Genomic DNA, 16,978 nt, shown 5'->3' with positions numbered 1-16,978 from the left:
GCACCTCGCCTTCGCCCGCCGGATGGACCGCGCCGACGGCCTCGCCCACTACCGCAAGCGGTTCGTCGGCGCCGAGACCGACCTCGTCTACTTCGACGGGAACTCGCTCGGCCGTCCGCCCGTCTCGGCCGTCGAGCGCGTGGAGCGGTTCCTGCGGGAGGACTGGGGCGGTCGCCTCATCCGCGGCTGGGACGAGGCCTGGCTGCAGCTGCCGACCGAGATCGGCGACCGCATCGGCAGAGCCGTCATCGAGGCGAAGGCGGGCCAGACCGTCATCGGCGACTCGACGACCGTGCTGCTGTACAAGCTCGCCCGCGCCGCCGTCGACGCGCAGCTCGCGCGCGACCCCCACCGACGCGAGATCGTGATCGACACCGACAACTTCCCGACCGACCGGTACATCGTCGACGGCATCGCCCGCGAGAAGGGCATGCGGCTGCGCTGGATCGACGTCGACACCTCGTCGGGCGTGACGCCCGAGCAGCTCGCCGAGGCCGTCGGCCCCGAGACCGCGCTCGTCGTCGTCTCGCACGTCGCCTACCGGTCGGCCTACCTCGCCGATGCGCCCGAGCTCACCCGCATCGCGCACGACGCCGGTGCGCTCATCCTCTGGGACCTCTGCCACTCGGCGGGATCGGTCGAGGTGAAGGCCGACGCCTGGGGCTTCGACCTCGCCGTCGGATGCACCTACAAGTACCTCAACGGCGGCCCCGGCTCGCCCGCGTTCGCCTACGTGCGCGACGACCTGCAGGGCGTGCTCGAGCAGCCGATCCAGGGCTGGTGGGGCAACACCGACATGTTCATGATGGGGCCTTCGTACGAGCCGGTCCCCGACATCCGCCGCTTCACGAGCGGCACCGCCCCGATCGTCGGAATGCTCGCGATGGAGGAGACCCTCGCGATGATCGAGGAGGCCGGGATGCCTGCGCTCCGCGAGAAGTCGGTCGCCCTGACCGAGTTCGCGATCTCGCTCGCCGACGAGTGGCTCGCGCCGCTCGGCGTGACCCTCGCCTCGCCCGTCGACGCCGAGGAGCGCGGCGGCCACGTCACCCTGCACCACGACGCGATGCGCGAGGTCACCGCCCGCCTGTGGCAACGCGACGTGATTCCCGACTACCGCGACCCGGGCGGCCTGCGCATCGGCCTCTCGCCGCTCTCGACGAGCTTCGAAGAGGTGCACCGCGGGCTCGACCTCACGCGCGAGGCGCTGCGCGAGGTGCTCGCCGAGCGGGCCGGGCTGGCGTAGGCGCGCTCGCTCAGCAGCTCGACGCGGCGAGCGCGCGGGTTCGCGACGAGCGCGTGTCGGCCGACTCGCTCGCTCGTCGCTTGCGCGCTCGCTCGCCGCGCTCGGTCTCACCCTCGGCGGCGATACCAAGCCGCGACGGCCGCGGCAACCCCCTCGCCCGATTCGGGCCGCTCCGAGCCCGCGAGCGTACGATGGCGCATCATCTCGCGAAGGGAGACCCCATGTCCGGAACCGAGAGAGACCTCGACGAGGCGGTCGTCGCCGCCCGTCGCGCCGCCGAGCATGCGGCCGAGCGTGCGGCCGACCGCGCGAGCGACCTGGCGGGAGACCTGGCCGAAGAGGCGGACGAACGCCTGGACGACGTGAGCGACCAGGTCGAGCACGTCGCCGACGCCGTCGGCGACGTGCTTCGAGACGTCCGCGAGACCGCCACCGGGGCCATCGAGACGATCGGCGCCCAGGCGAGCGCCGCGGCCGGTGAGGCTCGCGAGGTGATCGACGACGGCGTCGCGTACGTCAAGGCGCGCTACCGCGAGCACCCCGCGACCGTCATCGCGATCGGGGCGGCCGTGATCGTCGGCATCTGCCTCGTGGTGAAGGCGCTCGCTCGGCGCTGAGCGCGCACGTGGATGCCTCGGCCGGGTCGAATCGGCCGAGGCATCCGCTTCGTCACATCGCTGCGGCCGTTGCCGCCGGCGCGCGGCGGCGGTCGCCGACGACGATCGCGAGGATGACGGCGAGCGCGATCCCGAACTCGAACACCGCCGAGAGCCAGAGCTCGGGGGCCGTGATCACGAGCGAGACGCCGAGCACGAGGTGCATCGCGCTGATCGTCAGGATGATCGCGCGACCCGCGATCTCGTTCGCCCGGTGCACGAGCACGAGTGCGACGACGATCGCGGCGCCCATGAGCATGTTGTAGACGCCCACGTTGCGGGTCCACAGTGCGACGGCGTCGTACTCGTCGGGATCGATGAGGAAGATCGGGTACAGCTCGGGGCTGCGGAAGAAGAACGACTCCAGGACGCCGATGCTGATGAGCGTCAGCGCCTCGAGGGCGGCGAGCACCTGTGCGACGGGATTCATGATCGGATTCTCGTCGCCCGACGCGACCGCCGCATCGGGGCCCGCCCCGCCCCGGGGGTGCGGACAGCCCGCACCCGGGAGGCCGTCGACCGCAGGCTAGAATCGAGGCATCCACACCCTCGACACCGGACGGAGAACCGCGGTGCCCACCATCGTCGTCGACGTGATGCCCAAGGCCGAACTGCTCGACCCCCAGGGGAAGGCCGTCGCCGGCGCCCTCGCCCGCACGGGCCACACCGGATTCAGCGGCGTGCGCATCGGCAAGCGCTTCGAACTCACCGTCGACGGACCGGTCGACGACGCGCTGCGCGCCGACGTGCAGCGCATCGCCGAGGAGATCCTCTCGAACCAGGTCATCGAAGACGTCGTGGGCATCCACTACGAGGTGACCAACGTCGAGCTCGCCGAAGAGGCGGCCGAGGCCGGCACGGTCGCGGGCGACGGCTTCGGCGCGCCGGCCGGCGAGACCCACTGAACGGCGGGGCTCGCATGCGTATCGGCGTCATCACCTTCCCCGGCTCGCTCGACGACCGCGACGCGCAGCGCGCGGTTCGGCTCGCGGGCGGCGAGCCCGTCGCGCTCTGGCACGGCTCGCACGACCTCGAGGGCGTCGACGGGCTCATCCTTCCCGGCGGCTTCAGCTACGGCGACTACCTGCGCTGCGGCGCGATCGCCTCGCTCTCGCCGATCATGACCGAGGTCGTCGACGCGGCGAACGCCGGCATGCCGGTGCTCGGCATCTGCAACGGCTTCCAGATGCTCACCGAGGCGGGCCTGCTCGAGGGCGGGCTCATCCGCAACGACCACGGCTCGTTCATCTGCCGCGACCAGGTGCTCACGGTCGAGAACGCGTCGACCGACTGGACTTCGGAGTTCGAGGCCGGCCAGCAGATCACGATCCCGCTGAAGAACGGCGAGGGCGGGTTCATCGCCTCCGACGAGACGCTCGACCGGCTCGAGGGCGAGGGCCGCGTGGTCTTCCGCTACGTCGACGTGAACCCGAACGGGTCGCTGCGCGACATCGCGGGCATCTCGAACGCGCGCGGCAACGTCGTCGGCCTCATGCCCCACCCCGAGCACGCGGTCGAGCCGGGCTTCGGCCCCGACACCGCGGCCGCGATGCGTTCGGGCGTCGACGGGCTCGGCTTCTTCACGAGCGTCGTCAAGCGCGCCCTCGTCGAGGCGTAAACCCCGCGCGGTCGCGGCCGCGCGGCCCTGCGCGACCGCGCTGCAATGAGCTGCGAGCGCCGCGGCGCGCCGCGCCGCGCCGAGTCGAGTCGAGTCGAGTCGCCAAAAGGTGCTGTCCTGCGCGAGCCGAAGCGCACTTCTCGGCGACTCGGCGCCGTCTCGCGCGACTTCGCGCGCACCGGGTCCCCGATCCAGGCGACTCCGCTCGCCGAGTCGCCAGAAGATGCTGCTGCACGGGCCGCGAAGCGCACTTTTCGGCGACTCGCCGCCGTCTCGCGCGACTTCGCGCGCACCGGACCCCCGACCCAGGCATCTCCGCTCACCGAGTCGCCAGAAGATGCTGCTGCACGGGCGGCGAAGCGCACCTTTCGGCGACACGGCGCCATCTCGCGCGACTTCGCGTGCACCGGGTCCCCGATCCAGGCGACTCCGCTCGCCGAGTCGCCAGAAGATGCTGCTGCACGGGCCGCGAAGCGCACTTTTCGGCGACTCGCCGCCATCTCGCGCGACTTCGCGCGCACCGGACCCCCGACCCAGGCATCTCCGCTCACCGAGTCGCCAGAAGATGCTGCTGCACGGGCCGCGAAGCGCACTTTTCGGCGACACGGCGCCTCGACCCGACCCGACCCGCCCGAGCCGCCCGACTCGGCCCGACCCGACCCGCCCGACCCGATCAGGCCCGGCACCGCCACAGCGCACCTGTGGATGACGGGCGACGCCCGCACGGCAGGTGCGCCAGAGTGTCGGGATGCCCCGCGTGCCCATCCCCGACGAGCTGGGCCGGCGCGCCTTCACGACGGCGGAGGGCCTCCGCGCGGGCCTCGGTGCGGGCCGCCTCCGCGGGCCCGACCTGCTGCGCCCCTTCCACGGAGTTCGGGCGCTGACCGAGGCATCCGATATCGTGGCGCACTGCCGCACCTATCTGCCGCGACTGCAGCCCGGGCAGTTCTTCAGCCACGACACGGCCGCACGGCTGTGGGGCGTTCCGATGCCGGCGAGGTTCGACCCGAGCGCGCCGCTGCACGTCTCCGTGTTCGCCCCGCAGCGACCGCCGCGAACGCGCGGCGTGATCGGACACGAACTCCGGCCCGACGGCGCGGCGATCGTCGTGCGCGACGGGCTCCCGGTCGCCGGCCCGGTCGCGACCTGGCTGCGACTCTCGACCCACCTCGCACTCGACGACCTCGTCGCCGCCGGTGATCACCTCGTGCTCGACCCGGTGGTGCTCGATCCGTACGACCCGCGCCCGTTCGCGCCGCTCGACGAGCTGCGTCATGCGGCGCTGGGGTTCCGCGGTCGCGGCAACCGGCTCGCGGTCGAGGCCGCCGGCCTCGTCAGGGTCGGCGCCGAGTCGCGGCCAGAAACGCTCCTCCGCCTGCTCCTCGTCCGCGCGGGCTTCCCGAACCGCTCGTGAATCACGTGGTCACGACCGCCGACGGCCGCTTCATCGCCCGGGTCGACCTCGCGTATCCCGATCTGCGCATCGCCATCGAGTACGACGGCGACCATCACCGCACGAGCATCCGGCAGTACGAGCGCGACATCGCCCGGTTCGACCGGTTGCACGAGGCCGGATGGCTCGTGGTGCGAGTCCGATCGCACGGCCTCTTCCGCGACCCGGACGAGACGGTCGCTCGGGTCGCGCGAGCGCTCGCCGACGCCCGCCGGCGCTGAGCGCGGAATCCGGGTGGGCCGTCCCCGACGCCGCGCCGCCCGCACGCGAGTCGCCAAAATGTGCGGCTCGGCGCCACGCGAACAGCACCTTTCGGCGACTCGCCGTCCGGGCGGGTGGGTGCGCGCGCCGCGTCCCGGCGGGTGGGCGCGCCCGCGCGCGTCGGGCGGGTGGGTGCGCGTCGGGCGGGTGGGTGCGCGTCGGGCGGGTGGGTGCGCGCGCCGCGTGCGGGCGGGTGGGTGCGCCGCCGCGTCCGGGCGCGAGCCCGGGCGAGTGGGCGCCGCGCGCGAGTCGCCAGGAACTGCGCTTCAGGTCGGCGCGAGCCGCACTTTTCGGCGAGTCGATGAGCGCGAAGCGAGGGTGCGGCAGACTGGCCGGATGCCTCGCCCCACGCCGCCCGCACTCAGCGCCCGACTCGCCGAGATCTTCTCGGCGCGCGACCGGGCGAACATGCAGCCCACCATCGATGCGTTCCTCGAGGTGCTCGCCGAGCATCCCGATGAGCCCGAGGTGCTCTACGAGGTCGGCGGCGCCTACGACACGGCGGGCGAGGAGCAGACCGCGGCCGGCTACTACGAGCGGGCGATGGCCGCGGGCCTCGACGGCGACGCGCTGCGCCGGTGCCTGCTGCAGTACGGCAGCACGCTGCGCAACCTCGGCCGGCTCGACGAGTCGCTCGCGGTGCTCGAGCGCGCCCGCGCCCGGTTCCCCGACGCCGACTCGCTGAAGGTGTGGCACGCGACGAGCCTGCACGAGGCGGGCCGGCCCGACGCCGCGTTCGCGATCATGCTCGAGCTCGTGGCCGACCGGGTGCGCACCGACGAACTGCTGCGCTACGAGGCGGCGCTCCGCGGCAATGCGGCGTTCCTCGCCGAGCGCGACCGCCGGGGCTGACCTGCGGTCGCGGGGCTCACTCCTCGATGACGGTCTGCCAGACGGCCAGCGCGTCGTCGACCCGGCACGCTACGGGTACCGCGTCGGCCTCGACATAGCCTCCCCCGCCGCGAATCGCGTCGCCGACCCGCACCGCGCCGAGTCCCGGCACCTCGGCGCTCCGCCCGTCGGGGGCGAGGCGCGTGCCGAACGGGAACTGCAGCGGGTGCACGACGTCGCCGCCGTCGAGCACGAGGCAACCCTCGGAGGTCAGGGTGACCGTTCCGGCGACGATCGCGTGCATCACCGCTTCGGGTTCCGCAGCCGCGGCGAGCAGGGTCGTCCCGCCCGCCTCCTGAACCGGCCCGGCGTCGTCGCCGCCCGCCCCCGCGCTCCCGGTCGACCCGGCGGGCTCGTCGCCCGGCGCCGCGCTCTCGGCCGGCCCGACGGCGTCGCCGCCCGTGCCGGTGCACCCCGCCAGGAGCAGCGCGAGCGCGGCGACGGCGCAGCCGGCCGCTCTCATCGCGTCATCCCGTCCGACCACCACTGCGCCTATTCGACCGCGCCGCTCACCGGTACTCGGGGTTCTCGTCGTACGGGTTGACCTCGAAGCCGTAGTGCTCCCCCGCGTTCCATTCGGCGCGGATGTTGCCGCCGACGGGGAACCCGCCCGCGTTCTTCAGGAGTCTCGCGAGGTGCAGCAGGTTGTACGTCATGAACGTCGTGTTGCGGTTGGTGAAGTCGTTCTCGGGCCCGCCCGAGCCGGGGTCGAGGTAGCTCGGGCCGGGGCCGGCCTCGCCGATCCAGCCGGCGTCGGCGCCCGGGGGGATCGTGTAGCCGACGTGCTGCAGGCTGTACAGGATGTTCTGGGCGCAGTGCTTGATGCCGTCCTCGTTGCCGGTGATGACCGCCCCGCCGACCTTGCCGTAGTACACGTACTGGCCCCGGTCGTTGAAGAGCCCGCTCATCGCGTAGATGCGCTCGATGAATTTCTTCGTGATCGAGGAGTTGTCGCCGAGCCAGATCGGTCCGCCCACCACGAGGATGTCGGCGGCCTCGAGGAGGGGCCACACCTCGTCGGGCCAGGCGTCGTGCTCCCAGCCGTGCTCGCGCATGTCGGGGTAGACGCCGGTCGCGACATCCAGGTCGACGAATCGCAGGGTGTCGACGTGCACGTCGTGCTCGCGCATGAGTGCGATGCTCGCGTCCATGAGCCCCTGGGTGTTGCTCACCTCGGGACTTCGCTTGAGCGTGCAGTTGACGAAGAGGGCTCGCAGGTCGCTGAAATCCGGCAGCTCGGCCATGCGCGCGATGCTACTCGCGTGCCGGCGCCGCCGACAGGTGGTCGCGGATGCGCGAGCTGGTCCGTTTCTCCGTGTGACCGTGCATTTCGGGGCGTGACGGCGGGGCTCACGAGGGGTCGAGCTCCGCACCTACGCTCGCGGCATGACCCTCATCGACGATTCCCCCGCCACGACCGATCTCGCCGCCGACCGTTCCGCCCGCCTCACCGAGGCCGGCACCGCGTGGAGCGAGCGCATCGCCGCCGCTCCGAGCTCGGCGCAGCTCTCGTACCGCGTCTCGGGCCGTGCCACGGGCTCGGTCGCGACCGAGATCACCGCGGGCAAGCACCGCTTCCTCGTGGACGAGCCGGCTGCGCTCGCGGGAGACGACCTCGCCGCGAGCCCGGTCGAGTTCGCCCTCGGCGCACTCATCTCGTGCCAGGTCGTGGTCTACCGCCTGTACGCGCAGGCGCTCGGCATCGCGCTCGACGACGTCGAGATCGACGCCGAGGGCGACCTCGACGTGCGCAAGCTCTTCGGCATCGACGAGTCGGGCCGCGCCGGGTTCTCGGCGGTACGCCTGCACGTGAAGCTGCGCGGCCCCGAGTCGGCCGAACGGTACGCCGAACTCCAGGCCGCGGTCGACGCGCACTGCCCGGTGCTCGATCTCTTCCAGAATCCGGTGCCGACGACGGTGTCGCTGGTCTGATCACATGGTTCGGGGCCCGTGCGTCGCGCACGGGCCCCGGTCGTGGCATCCGGGGGCCGAAGCTCACCCTGCGACGCGCTTCCGCAGCTCCTCCTGCGTCGGCCGGTCGTCGGCCGCGCTGCGGCGCGGCCAGTGCGACAGGGCCCGCTCGGCCATCGCGGTGATCGTGAGCGAGGGGTTCACCCCGGGGTTCGCAGGCATCGCGGCCCCATCGACGACGTGCAGCCCGGGGTAGCCCCAGACCCGGTGGTACGGGTCGACGACGCCGCGCTCGGGCGATCCCGACACGACCGCGCCGCCGAGGAAGTGCGCCGTCAGCGGGATGCCGAACACCTCGGGCCACGAGCCGCGGGCCTCGGTGTGCACGCCGCCCGCCGCCTGCATGCGCGCGGCGATCGCCTGCGCCGCGAGGTGGGCGCCGGGCAGGTGGCTCGGATTGGGCTCGCCCTCGCCCTGCGCGCTCGTGAGCACCCGGCGCCCGAAGCGACGCCGCAGCGAGAGGGTGAGCGAGTTGTCGGCGGTCTGCATGACCAGGGCGATGATGCCGCGCTCGCTCCAGCGCCGCAGGGACCCGAGCCTGAGTGCGGTGAGGGGATGCCGCAGCGCGCCGCCGATCAGGGCGCCGAGCCGCGCCCCGATCGACCGGTCGCCCGGCACGAGCCCCGTCGCGAGCGCACCCATGAGGTTCGACCCGGGCCCGTACCGCACGTTCTCCACGTGGGTGCGTTCGTCGACGTGGAAGGAGGTCGTGATCGCGACGCCGCGGGCGAGCTCGAGCCCCTCCGGCACCGACACCGCGACGGCGCCGTCGAGCGCCTCGGAGTTCGTGCGGGTGAGCCGGCCGAGCGCGTCGGAGAGCCCCGGCAACGCCCCCGAGTCCTTCATGCGGTGCAGCAGTTGTTGCGTGCCCCACGTCCCGGCGGCGAACACCACCTGCTCGGCGCTCGCGGTGCGGCGGTCTCGGCCGAACCACGCGCCGCTGCGCGCGGTCGTGACGTCGTAGCCGCCGCCCGCCCTCGGCCGCACGTCGACGACGGTGCGCAGCGGCTCGATCGCGGCGCCCAGCCGCTCGGCGAGGGCGAGGTAGTTCTTCGCGAGCGTGTTCTTCGCACCGACGCGGCAGCCGACCATGCAGTTGCCGCAGAGCGTGCAGCCCGTGCGGTCGGGGCCCTCGCCGTTGAAGAACGGGTCGGGCACGGTCTCGCCCGGAGCGCCGAAGAACACCCCGACGGGCGCCCGCCGGAACGTGCCGCCGACACCGAGGTCGTTCGCGGCGCCCTCCATGATGCGCTCGACGGGCCCGGTGTGCGGATACTCCTCGACGACGCCGAGCATGCGCTTCGCGGTCGCGTAATGCGGTGCGAGCTCGGCGCGCCAGTCGGCGAGCGCGGCCCACTGCGGGTCGGCGAAGAACGCGGGACCTGGTTCGTAGAGCGTGTTGGCGTAGTTGAGCGATCCCCCGCCGACGCCCGCGCCGGCGAGGATCATGACGTGCGGCAGCCGATGGATCCGCTGCACCCCGAAGCAGCCGAGCGCGGGCGCCCAGAGGTAGCGGCGCACGTTCCACGAGGTCTTCGCGAAGTCGTCGTCGGCGAAGCGGCGGCCGGCTTCGTAGACGTGCACGCGGTAGCCCTTCGCCGAGAGGCGGAGCGCCGCGACCGACCCGCCGAAGCCCGAGCCGACGATGACGACGTCGTGATCGAACCCGGTCATGCGGATGCCTCGGGGTCGGCCGTGCTCGCCGGCGCCTGGGCTTCGGGCGCCTGGGCTTCGGGCGCCTGGGCTTCGGGGGCCTCGGCCTCGGGGGCTCGGGCGTCGGTCGTCTCCGGCACGAGCACCGTGAGCGCGTCGCGGACGACGCGGATCCGCACCCGCCCGGAGCCGATGCGCTCGCCGTCGGCGTAGACGAGGAGTCCGGGGGCGTCGACCTCGACCTCGGCCCCGCGAGCGGTGGTCACCTCGGGGCGGTCGACATGGGTGCCGCGCAGCAGCAGCGGGAAGAGCCGCACGAGCTTCGCACGCCCGAGCGGTCCGACGTGGGTGACGTCGAGCAGCCCGTCGGCGGGGTCGGCGGCCGGGCACACGGGCATGCCGCCGCCGTAGCTGCGCGTGCTGCCGACGGCGATGAGCGTGCCGGGTGCGGCGGTGCGCGGGGCGCCGTCCACGGCGAACTCGAACGGCACCGGTCGGAGACGGGCGAGCTCGATGAGCAGCGCCAGGTAGTAGCGGGCCCGGCCGCGGGGCCAGCGCAGCAGGTTGGTGCGCTCCGCGACGTTCGCGTCGAACCCGAGCGCGGCGACGGTGAGGAAGCGGGTGGTGCCCGACGCGGATTCGACCTCGCCGATGTCGATCGTCCGCGGCGAGCCGTGCACGGCCAGCGCGGCGGCCGCCGCCGCGGCCTCGGGGCCGCCGAAGGGCAGCCCAAGGGCGCGGGCGAGGTCGTTGCCGGTGCCCGCGGGCACGAGCGCGATCGGCACCCCCGAACCGACCACCGCGTCGAGCACCGACGAGAGGGTGCCGTCGCCGCCGACGACCACGAGCGCCCGCGGACGGCCGACGACGGCCTCACGGGCGAGCCGGCGGGTGTCGTCGACCGAGTCGCCGGCGAAGACCTGCACCCGGGCGTCGAGCTCCTGGAGGCGTTCGACGGCGCGGGCGGCCGCATCGGCGCCACGGCCGCGGCCCGAGCTCGGATTCACGAGCACGGCGATGTGACCGGTCATGTCAGCGGCTCCCGGGTTCGGAACGGGCGGCAGCGACGGCCGGCGCTGGGGCGGCCGGTGGGGCAACGGTCGGCGCGGCGGTCGGCGCGGCAGCTGTCGACGCGGCAGTCGCCGCCTCGGCGACGACGAGCGCGCCGGGGTTCATGACGCCGGTCGGGTCGAGCTCGGCCTTCACCGCGCGGAGCAGGCGCACGCCCACCGGCCCGATCTCGCGTTCGAGCCAGGCCGCATGATCGCGGCCCACGCCGTGGTGGTGGCTGATGGTGCCGCCGCCCGCGAGGATCGCGTCGTTCGCGGCGGACTTCACCGGCTGCCAGGCGGCCAGCTGGTCGCCCTTCACGCCTGCGATGATCGTGAAGTAGAGGGCGGCGCCGGTCGGGTAGACGTGCGACACGTGGCACAGCACGAGCGACTTGGCGTGCTGTGCCGAGAAGCCGTCGGTGATGGCCGCGGTGACCTCGCGCTTGAGCCGTGCGAGATTCGACCAGGTCGTCGCGGTCTCGAGGGTCTCGCAGAAGACGCCATGGTCGAGCAGCGCGTCGCGCAGGTAGGGGGCGTTGAAGCGCCCGTGCACCCATTCCTCCGCGGCATCCGGGCCGGTGGACGTGCCGCCCGCCTCGCGCAGCACCTTCGCCGTGCGCGCCTGCCGTTCGGCGGCGAGCTCGGCGTCGCCCTCGAAGACGGTGACCGCGCTCGCACCCTTCGCGAGCGCCTTGCCGATGCGCCCGACCTGGGCGAGTGCGATCCCCGTTTCGGCCTCGTCGGAGAGCCGGATGACGGTGGGTCCGGTGCCGAGCTGTGCGACCCGGCGCAGGGCGTCGACGCCGGTCGCGAAGTCGGGGAAGGTCCATGCCTCGCTGAGGCGCACCGCAGGCAGGGGGTGCACTCGCAGCCGCACCTCGGTGATGATGCCGAATGCGCCCTCCGAACCGAGGAACAGCCGCAGCAGGTCGGGTCCGGCGGCCGAGCCGGGGGCCCGGCCGAGTTCGAGCTCGCCGGTCGGGGTCGCGATGCGGAGTCCGGTCACCATCGCGTCGAACCGGCCGTTGCCGGCCGAGTTCTGGCCCGACGAGCGGGCGGCGGCGAAACCGCCGAGGGTCGCGTACCTGAAGCTCTGCGGGAAGTGGCCGAGCTCGAAACCCTTCGCGCCCAGCAGCGCTTCGGCCTCCGGACCGGTCGTTCCGGCCAGCAGCACGGCCTCGCCGCTCGTCTCGTCGAGGGAGACGAGCCCCGTCAGCCGCCGCAGATCGACGGCGACGACCGCGCGGTGCGCGCCGCGCTCGGGGTCGAGCCCGCCGACGACGCTCGTGCCGCCGCCGAAGGGCACGACCGCGAGGTCGCGCTCGCCGGCGACGCCGAGCAGCCGGGCGACCTCGTCGTGGTCGGCGGGGCTCACCACGCCGTCGGGTGCGTCTTGGCGGCGTGCGCGACGGCGCAGCAGGTCGGGGGTCGACCGGCCGCCCGAGTGCCGGATGCGCGCCTCGTCGTCGAGTGCGAGGTGCGCGTCGCCGACGATCGCGGCGAGCGCGGCACGATCGTCGTCGCCGAGACGCGACGCGGCGAGCTCGACGTCGTCGAGTGCGACGGCCGGCTCGGGCTTCTGCACGCGCCCGAGCACCATCGGCAGCAGGGCGCGCACCGCGAGCGGAAGCTCCTTCGCCTTCGCGGGGTCTCCCCAACCGTTCCACCGCATCGGGGCGGGCACCTCGCGGGGTCTCACCGTGTCAGCCCCTTGGCCGTCCCACCGCATCGGGGCGGATGCCTCGGGACCGGGCGGAACGGGGGCAGTGCCGTCTTCATCGACCATGCGTTACAGTGTGACACATCATGGAAGATCGTCAAGCGCTCGAGGTCGACCGTCCCGTCTGGGACGAGACCGAGACGCGCATGCTCGACGCGGCGGCCGAGCTGATCTCCGCTCGCGGCGTGGGCGGGGTCACCGTCGCCGAGGTCGCTCGCAACGCCGGCGTGAGCCGTCCGACGGTCTACCGCCGGTGGGCGAGCGCCGACGAGATCGTCCGGGCGGCCCTCGTGCGGGCGACCGTGGCGCTCATCGAGCAGTTCCCCGAGCCCGCGACCTCTCGCGACGAGATCGTGCGCGACGTGCTGCGGTTCGCCGACCTGTTCCGCGCCGACCCGCTCTACGGCCGGCTCCTCGAACGCGAGCCCGAGGTCTTCACCCGCTACACGCTGCAGCGCATCGGCACGAGCCAGCGCGTCATCCTGCGGTGGATCTCGGCCGCGATCGCCGAGGCCCAGCGCGGCGGCACCGTGCGCGAGGGCGCGCCCGGCGACCTCGCGGTCATGCTGCTGCTCATCGCCCAGTCGGCGATCCTCTCGCACGACACCGTCTCCGCCCTCATCGACGAGCCGCATTGGAGCAACGAACTTTGGCATGCCCTCGACGGACACCTGCGTCCCTGACCCGATCCGCATCCGGCCCCGCACCGGCGCCCGAGCACCCGTCTGCGCTCGACGCGGTGCGGCGAGCGCGTGCGCTCGACGAGCTCGCCCACCGCACCGAGCCCGTCGACCTGCTCGTCATCGGCGGCGGGGTCACGGGCACCGGCGTCGCCCTCGACGCCGCGAGCCGCGGGCTGTCGGTGGTGCTCGCCGAGGCGCACGACCTCGCATTCGGCACGAGCCGGTGGAGCTCGAAGCTCGTGCACGGCGGCCTGCGCTACCTCGCGACGGGCGACGTCGCGGTCGCCCGCGAGAGCGCCGTCGAGCGGCACCTGCTCATGACGCGCGTCGCTCCGCACCTCGTGCGCAGCCTGCCGCAGCTGCTGCCGTTCACCCCCTCGGTCTCGGCGAAGCAGCGCACGACGGGCCGCGTCGGGCTCGCGCTCGGCGACGGCCTGCGCATGCTCGCGCGGACGCCCGCGAGCGTGCTCGCCCACCCGCGCCAGGTCGGTCGCGACGAGGCGCTGCGGCTCGCACCGGCGCTGCGGCGCGAGGGCCTGCGGGGCGGCATGCTCTCGCACGACGGGCAGCTCGTCGACGACGCCCGGCTCGTCGTCGCCCTCGCCCGCACCGCGGCCGCGTACGGTGCGACAGTCCTCACCAGGGTGCGGGTGTCGGATGCCGCGGCCGACGGGGCGACCCTCGCCGACGCCGTCACGGGCGGATCGCTGCGCGTGCGCGCCCGGGTCGTCGTGAACGCCGCCGGCGTCTGGGCCGGCGAGCTCGACCCCGGCATCCGCATGCGTCCGAGCCGCGGCACCCACCTCGTGCTCGACGCCGCCGCGCTCGGCCACCCGGCGGCCGCCCTCACCGTGCCGCACCCCGGTTCGGTCAGCCGCTTCGTCTTCGCCCTGCCGCAGCAGCTCGGCCGGGTCGTCGTCGGGCTCACCGACGAGGAGGCGCCCGGTCCGATCCCCGACGTGCCGCAACCGCACGACGACGAGATCGACTTCCTGCTGCGCACGCTCTCGTCGGCGCTCGAGCGGCCCCTCGGCCGCGGCGACGTCCTCGGCGCCTTCGCGGGCCTGCGCCCCCTCATCGACACGGGTGCCGGCGACGGCGGCACCGCCGACATCTCGCGCCGGCACCACGTCGCCGTGTCGGACACCGGCCTCGTCAACGTGCTCGGCGGCAAGCTCACGACGTACCGCGCGATGGCCCGCGACGCGGTCGACCTCGCCTGCCGGCACGCAGGCCTGCCCGACCATGGATGCCGCACGGCCGAGCTCGCGCTCGTCGGCGCGCCGGGCTCGGCGGTGCCGTTCGCCGCGGCCGGCGCCGGAGACGTGTCGACCCGACGGGCGGCCGTCGACGTCGGCGGTGCGCCCGCCTCGCTCACGGCGCGCTTCGGCGCCGAGGCATCCACGGTGCTCGCCCTCGCCCGCTGCGACCGGCCCGCCGCCCCCGTCGCCGACGGGATCGACGTCACGCGCGCCGAGATCGAGTTCGCGGTGCGCGCCGAGGGCGCGCTCGACGTCGACGACGTGCTCGACCGCCGCACCCGCATCGGCCTCGTCGCCGCCGATCGCGAGCGCGCGCACGACGCGGTCGCCGAGCTCGTCGCCGCGGCCGCCTCCCGGCCCTGACCGCCGGTCGAGTAGACGCGCAGCGCCCCCACGCACGACGAAGCGGATGCCTCGGGGCCGGCCCCGAGGCATCCGCCATCGTGTTCGCAGTGACGCGGGTTACGCGGCCGCGCCGTCCTCGGCGGCCGTGGCATACGCGGCGCGCAGCGCCCCGCCGAGCCCCGCGTCGACGTTCGTCCAGTACTGGAAGAAGCGCTCGCGGATCTCGTCGATCGTGATCGCCTGGGCCTGGCCGAGCAGGGTCGCCTGCAGGCGCTCCTTCGCGTCGGCCGAGTAGACGTCGCGGTAGAGCGTGCCGGCCTGGCCGAAGTCGCTGTCGTCGGCGCGCAGCGTGTACGCGGTGCGCACGAGCTCGCCGTCGCCCTCCCACGAGCCCTCGCCGGCGGCTTCGGCAGAAGCGCTCGGCCCGCCGAACGAGTTCGGCGCGTAGACCGGCACCGACGGCGCGTTGTAGTGGTGGCGCTGCGCGCCGTCCTGCGAGTAGTTCGCGACGGGTGCGGCGTGCGGCGCGTTCACGGGCAGCTGGTTGTAGTTCGTGCCCACCCGGTAGCGCTGCGCGTCGGGGTAGCTGAAGACGCGCGCCATGAGCATCTTGTCGGGGCTGATGCCGATGCCCGGCACCGTGTTCGCGGGCGAGAACGCCGCCTGCTCGATCTCCGCGAAGAAGTTCTGCGGGTTGCGGTCGAGCGTGAGCACGCCGACCTCGATGAGGGGGTAGTCGGCATGCGGCCACACCTTCGTGAGGTCGAACGGGTTGAACCGGTAGGCCTTCGCCTCCTCGTACGGCATGACCTGCACGAACAGGTCCCACTGCGGGAACTCGCCGCGGTCGATCGCGTCGTACAGGTCGCGGCGGTAGTGGTCGGCGTCCGCCCCGGCGATCGCCTCGGCGGTCGCCGCGTCGAGGTGCAGGTCGCCCTGCCGCGAGCGGAAGTGGTACTTCACCCAGAACCGCTCGCCCTCGGCGTTGATCCACTGGTAGGTGTGCGAGCCGAAGCCGTGCATCTCGCGCCACGACTTCGGCAGGCCGCGGTCGCCCATGAGGTAGGTCACCTGGTGCGCCGACTCGGGCGAGAGGGTCCAGAAGTCCCACTGCATGTCGGCGTCGCGCAGGCCCGAGCCCGGCAGGCGCTTCTGCGAGTGGATGAAGTCGGGGAACTTGATGGCATCGCGGATGAAGAACACCGGGGTGTTGTTGCCGACGAGGTCGTAGTTGCCCTCGGGAGTGTAGAACTTCAGCGAGAAGCCGCGCACGTCGCGCCAGGTGTCGGGCGAGCCCTGCTCGCCGGCGACCGACGAGAAGCGCAGCAGCGTCTCGACCTCGGCACCCGGCTGGAAGAGGGCCGCGCGGGTGTAGTGCGAGACGTCCGCCGTGGCCCGGAAGCGGCCGAACGCGCCGCCGCCCTTCGCGTGCACGATGCGCTCGGGGATGCGCTCGCGGTTGAACTGCGCGAGCTTCTCGACGAGGTAGCGGTCGTGCAGCACCGTCGCGCCGTCGGCGCCGACGGTGAGCGAGTGCGCGTCGCTCGCGACGGGCGTGCCGGTCTGGGTGGTCGTGTGGTTCGTCATGCGTTCGTCCTTCTGGTCGGTTGGCGTGCGGGTGACGATGCCGCGGCAGGGCGCGGCGACGAGCGCGCGCCCGAGGGCGCACGGTCGCCTTCCGCCGGGTAGGGCCGGCGGAAGCGGTGGGGTCGGATGCCGCGGGCTAGGCCGCCGGCTCCGATCGGCAGTTCGCGCAGAGGCCCCAGAAGGTGACCTCGGCGGTGTGGATCGCGAAGCCGCCCGCGTCGCTCGGTTCGAGGCAGGGCGGTTCGCCGACGACGCAGTCGACGTCGGCGACGATGTGGCAGCTCGTGCAGACGAGGTGGTGGTGGTTGTCGCCCGCGCGCCCCTCGTAGAGGGCGGGCGACCCGGCCGGCTCGATGCGGCGCACGAGCCCCGCGCCCGTGAGCGCGGCGAGCACGCCGTAGACCGCCTGCAGCGACGTCGTCGGCAGGTCGCCGCGCACGCGCTCGAACACCGTCTCTGCGTCGAGGTGACCGGGGCTCGAGAGCACGTCGAGCACGGCCGCGCGCGGCGCGGTGGCTTTCAGGCCGGCCGCACGCAACCGCTCGGAAGCCGTCGTCGAGGTCATGCCCTCACGCTAGCA

17 protein-coding genes and 1 pseudogene are annotated in these 16,978 nt (G+C 73.6%); 10 read left to right on the top strand and 8 right to left on the bottom strand.

All coding sequences use genetic code 11. The features are described from left to right. The first annotated feature begins 22 nt into the window (after positions 1-22). Both AC3RJ7_RS00775 and AC3RJ7_RS00770 read left to right on the top strand, forming a co-directional pair. Positions 23-1,246 (top strand): kynureninase, encoded by a 1,224-nt coding sequence (locus AC3RJ7_RS00775; protein ID WP_491455203.1) that lies wholly within the window; start codon positions 23-25, stop codon positions 1,244-1,246. A 221-nt stretch (positions 1,247-1,467) separates the two neighbouring features. Next, positions 1,468-1,863, top strand: coding sequence for a hypothetical protein (locus AC3RJ7_RS00770; RefSeq protein ID WP_491453952.1), 396 nt, complete (start codon positions 1,468-1,470; stop codon positions 1,861-1,863). A 52-nt stretch (positions 1,864-1,915) separates the two neighbouring features. On the opposite strand, the gene AC3RJ7_RS00765 is transcribed toward AC3RJ7_RS00770, so the two are convergent. Next, entirely contained in the window at positions 1,916-2,332 is a 417-nt protein-coding gene (locus AC3RJ7_RS00765) for a DUF1304 family protein (protein ID WP_491453951.1), read from the bottom strand. Between the two features lie 142 nt (positions 2,333-2,474). Here AC3RJ7_RS00765 and purS point away from each other — a divergent pair. The 5 genes and pseudogenes from purS to AC3RJ7_RS00740 all read left to right on the top strand — a co-directional run. Then, positions 2,475-2,708 (top strand): annotated as a pseudogene (purS, locus tag AC3RJ7_RS00760) (phosphoribosylformylglycinamidine synthase subunit PurS); the annotation flags it as partial. 113 nt (positions 2,709-2,821) lie between these two features. Next, complete coding sequence (purQ, locus tag AC3RJ7_RS00755) at positions 2,822-3,520, top strand: phosphoribosylformylglycinamidine synthase subunit PurQ (protein WP_491453950.1); 699 nt, start codon at positions 2,822-2,824, stop codon at positions 3,518-3,520. A gap of 748 nt (positions 3,521-4,268) precedes the next feature. Then, positions 4,269-4,934, top strand: coding sequence for a hypothetical protein (locus AC3RJ7_RS00750; RefSeq protein WP_491453949.1), 666 nt, complete (start codon positions 4,269-4,271; stop codon positions 4,932-4,934). Then, complete coding sequence (locus AC3RJ7_RS00745; protein ID WP_491453948.1) at positions 4,931-5,194, top strand: DUF559 domain-containing protein; 264 nt, start codon at positions 4,931-4,933, stop codon at positions 5,192-5,194. The genes AC3RJ7_RS00750 and AC3RJ7_RS00745 overlap by 4 nt, the downstream gene beginning before the upstream one ends. Before the next feature lie 376 nt (positions 5,195-5,570). Beyond that, complete coding sequence (locus tag AC3RJ7_RS00740) at positions 5,571-6,086, top strand: tetratricopeptide repeat protein (protein ID WP_491453947.1); 516 nt, start codon at positions 5,571-5,573, stop codon at positions 6,084-6,086. A 16-nt stretch (positions 6,087-6,102) separates the two neighbouring features. Here AC3RJ7_RS00740 and AC3RJ7_RS00735 read toward each other — a convergent pair whose 3' ends face one another. Together AC3RJ7_RS00735 and AC3RJ7_RS00730 are read right to left on the bottom strand one after the other, a co-directional pair. Beyond that, the gene (locus AC3RJ7_RS00735) at positions 6,103-6,588 is read right to left on the bottom strand and encodes a hypothetical protein (RefSeq protein WP_491453946.1); all 486 of its coding nucleotides are present in this window, start codon (positions 6,586-6,588) and stop codon (positions 6,103-6,105) included. A gap of 46 nt (positions 6,589-6,634) precedes the next feature. Further along, positions 6,635-7,369 (bottom strand): flavodoxin family protein, encoded by a 735-nt coding sequence (locus AC3RJ7_RS00730; protein WP_491453945.1) that lies wholly within the window; start codon positions 7,367-7,369, stop codon positions 6,635-6,637. A gap of 142 nt (positions 7,370-7,511) precedes the next feature. Between AC3RJ7_RS00730 and AC3RJ7_RS00725 the strand changes: the two genes are divergently transcribed. Continuing rightward, entirely contained in the window at positions 7,512-8,057 is a 546-nt protein-coding gene (locus AC3RJ7_RS00725) for an OsmC family protein (protein ID WP_491453944.1), read from the top strand. Between the two features lie 63 nt (positions 8,058-8,120). Here AC3RJ7_RS00725 and AC3RJ7_RS00720 read toward each other — a convergent pair whose 3' ends face one another. The 3 genes from AC3RJ7_RS00720 to AC3RJ7_RS00710 are packed head-to-tail and all read right to left on the bottom strand — an operon-like array spanning position 8,121 to position 12,587. Continuing rightward, positions 8,121-9,770: a GMC oxidoreductase gene (locus tag AC3RJ7_RS00720; RefSeq protein ID WP_491453943.1), complete on the bottom strand. Its 1,650-nt coding sequence runs from the start codon at positions 9,768-9,770 to the stop codon at positions 8,121-8,123. Further along, a complete protein-coding gene (locus AC3RJ7_RS00715; RefSeq protein WP_491453942.1) occupies positions 9,767-10,780 on the bottom strand; it encodes a diacylglycerol kinase in 1,014 nt (337 codons plus the stop codon). The genes AC3RJ7_RS00720 and AC3RJ7_RS00715 overlap by 4 nt, the downstream gene beginning before the upstream one ends. A 1-nt stretch (position 10,781) precedes the next feature. Further along, positions 10,782-12,587 (bottom strand): FAD-binding oxidoreductase, encoded by a 1,806-nt coding sequence (locus tag AC3RJ7_RS00710; RefSeq protein WP_491453941.1) that lies wholly within the window; start codon positions 12,585-12,587, stop codon positions 10,782-10,784. 20 nt (positions 12,588-12,607) lie between these two features. Here AC3RJ7_RS00710 and AC3RJ7_RS00705 point away from each other — a divergent pair, with 20 nt between their 5' ends. Together AC3RJ7_RS00705 and AC3RJ7_RS00700 are read left to right on the top strand one after the other, a co-directional pair. Next, positions 12,608-13,204 carry a TetR/AcrR family transcriptional regulator gene (locus AC3RJ7_RS00705; RefSeq protein ID WP_491453940.1) on the top strand — a complete coding sequence of 199 codons (597 nt, stop codon included), beginning with the start codon at positions 12,608-12,610 and terminating at the stop codon, positions 13,202-13,204. A 56-nt stretch (positions 13,205-13,260) separates the two neighbouring features. Continuing rightward, positions 13,261-14,829, top strand: a complete 1,569-nt coding sequence (locus AC3RJ7_RS00700) for a glycerol-3-phosphate dehydrogenase/oxidase (protein WP_491453939.1) — start codon at positions 13,261-13,263, stop codon at positions 14,827-14,829. Positions 14,830-14,928: 99 nt separating this feature from the next. On the opposite strand, the gene AC3RJ7_RS00695 is transcribed toward AC3RJ7_RS00700, so the two are convergent. Continuing rightward, entirely contained in the window at positions 14,929-16,398 is a 1,470-nt protein-coding gene (locus tag AC3RJ7_RS00695; protein ID WP_491453938.1) for a catalase, read from the bottom strand. A 136-nt stretch (positions 16,399-16,534) separates the two neighbouring features. After that, on the bottom strand, positions 16,535-16,963 hold the full coding sequence (locus AC3RJ7_RS00690; protein ID WP_491453937.1) for a Fur family transcriptional regulator: 429 nt from the start codon (positions 16,961-16,963) through the stop codon (positions 16,535-16,537). Positions 16,964-16,978: the final 15 nt, after the last annotated feature.

The sequence above is a fragment of the Agromyces solani genome (genome assembly GCF_058349925.1).
Note: the sequence above shows the minus strand (reverse complement) of the source record. Positions and strands in the feature narration are given on the sequence as shown.

What these genes read in the sequence shown, in the direction of transcription:
- AC3RJ7_RS00775 (WP_491455203.1), top strand. Translation starts at nt 23, where the DNA reads ATGGACCGCGCCGACGGCCTCGCCCACTACCGCAAGCGGTTCGTCGGC.
- AC3RJ7_RS00770 (WP_491453952.1), top strand. Translation starts at nt 1,468, where the DNA reads ATGTCCGGAACCGAGAGAGACCTCGACGAGGCGGTCGTCGCCGCCCGT.
- AC3RJ7_RS00765 (WP_491453951.1), bottom strand. Translation starts at nt 2,332, where the DNA reads ATGAATCCCGTCGCACAGGTGCTCGCCGCCCTCGAGGCGCTGACGCTC.
- purQ (WP_491453950.1), top strand. Translation starts at nt 2,822, where the DNA reads ATGCGTATCGGCGTCATCACCTTCCCCGGCTCGCTCGACGACCGCGAC.
- AC3RJ7_RS00750 (WP_491453949.1), top strand. Translation starts at nt 4,269, where the DNA reads ATGCCCCGCGTGCCCATCCCCGACGAGCTGGGCCGGCGCGCCTTCACG.
- AC3RJ7_RS00740 (WP_491453947.1), top strand. Translation starts at nt 5,571, where the DNA reads ATGCCTCGCCCCACGCCGCCCGCACTCAGCGCCCGACTCGCCGAGATC.
- AC3RJ7_RS00735 (WP_491453946.1), bottom strand. Translation starts at nt 6,588, where the DNA reads ATGAGAGCGGCCGGCTGCGCCGTCGCCGCGCTCGCGCTGCTCCTGGCG.
- AC3RJ7_RS00730 (WP_491453945.1), bottom strand. Translation starts at nt 7,369, where the DNA reads ATGGCCGAGCTGCCGGATTTCAGCGACCTGCGAGCCCTCTTCGTCAAC.
- AC3RJ7_RS00725 (WP_491453944.1), top strand. Translation starts at nt 7,512, where the DNA reads ATGACCCTCATCGACGATTCCCCCGCCACGACCGATCTCGCCGCCGAC.
- AC3RJ7_RS00720 (WP_491453943.1), bottom strand. Translation starts at nt 9,770, where the DNA reads ATGACCGGGTTCGATCACGACGTCGTCATCGTCGGCTCGGGCTTCGGC.
- AC3RJ7_RS00715 (WP_491453942.1), bottom strand. Translation starts at nt 10,780, where the DNA reads ATGACCGGTCACATCGCCGTGCTCGTGAATCCGAGCTCGGGCCGCGGC.
- AC3RJ7_RS00710 (WP_491453941.1), bottom strand. Translation starts at nt 12,587, where the DNA reads ATGGTCGATGAAGACGGCACTGCCCCCGTTCCGCCCGGTCCCGAGGCA.
- AC3RJ7_RS00705 (WP_491453940.1), top strand. Translation starts at nt 12,608, where the DNA reads ATGGAAGATCGTCAAGCGCTCGAGGTCGACCGTCCCGTCTGGGACGAG.
- AC3RJ7_RS00695 (WP_491453938.1), bottom strand. Translation starts at nt 16,398, where the DNA reads ATGACGAACCACACGACCACCCAGACCGGCACGCCCGTCGCGAGCGAC.
- AC3RJ7_RS00690 (WP_491453937.1), bottom strand. Translation starts at nt 16,963, where the DNA reads ATGACCTCGACGACGGCTTCCGAGCGGTTGCGTGCGGCCGGCCTGAAA.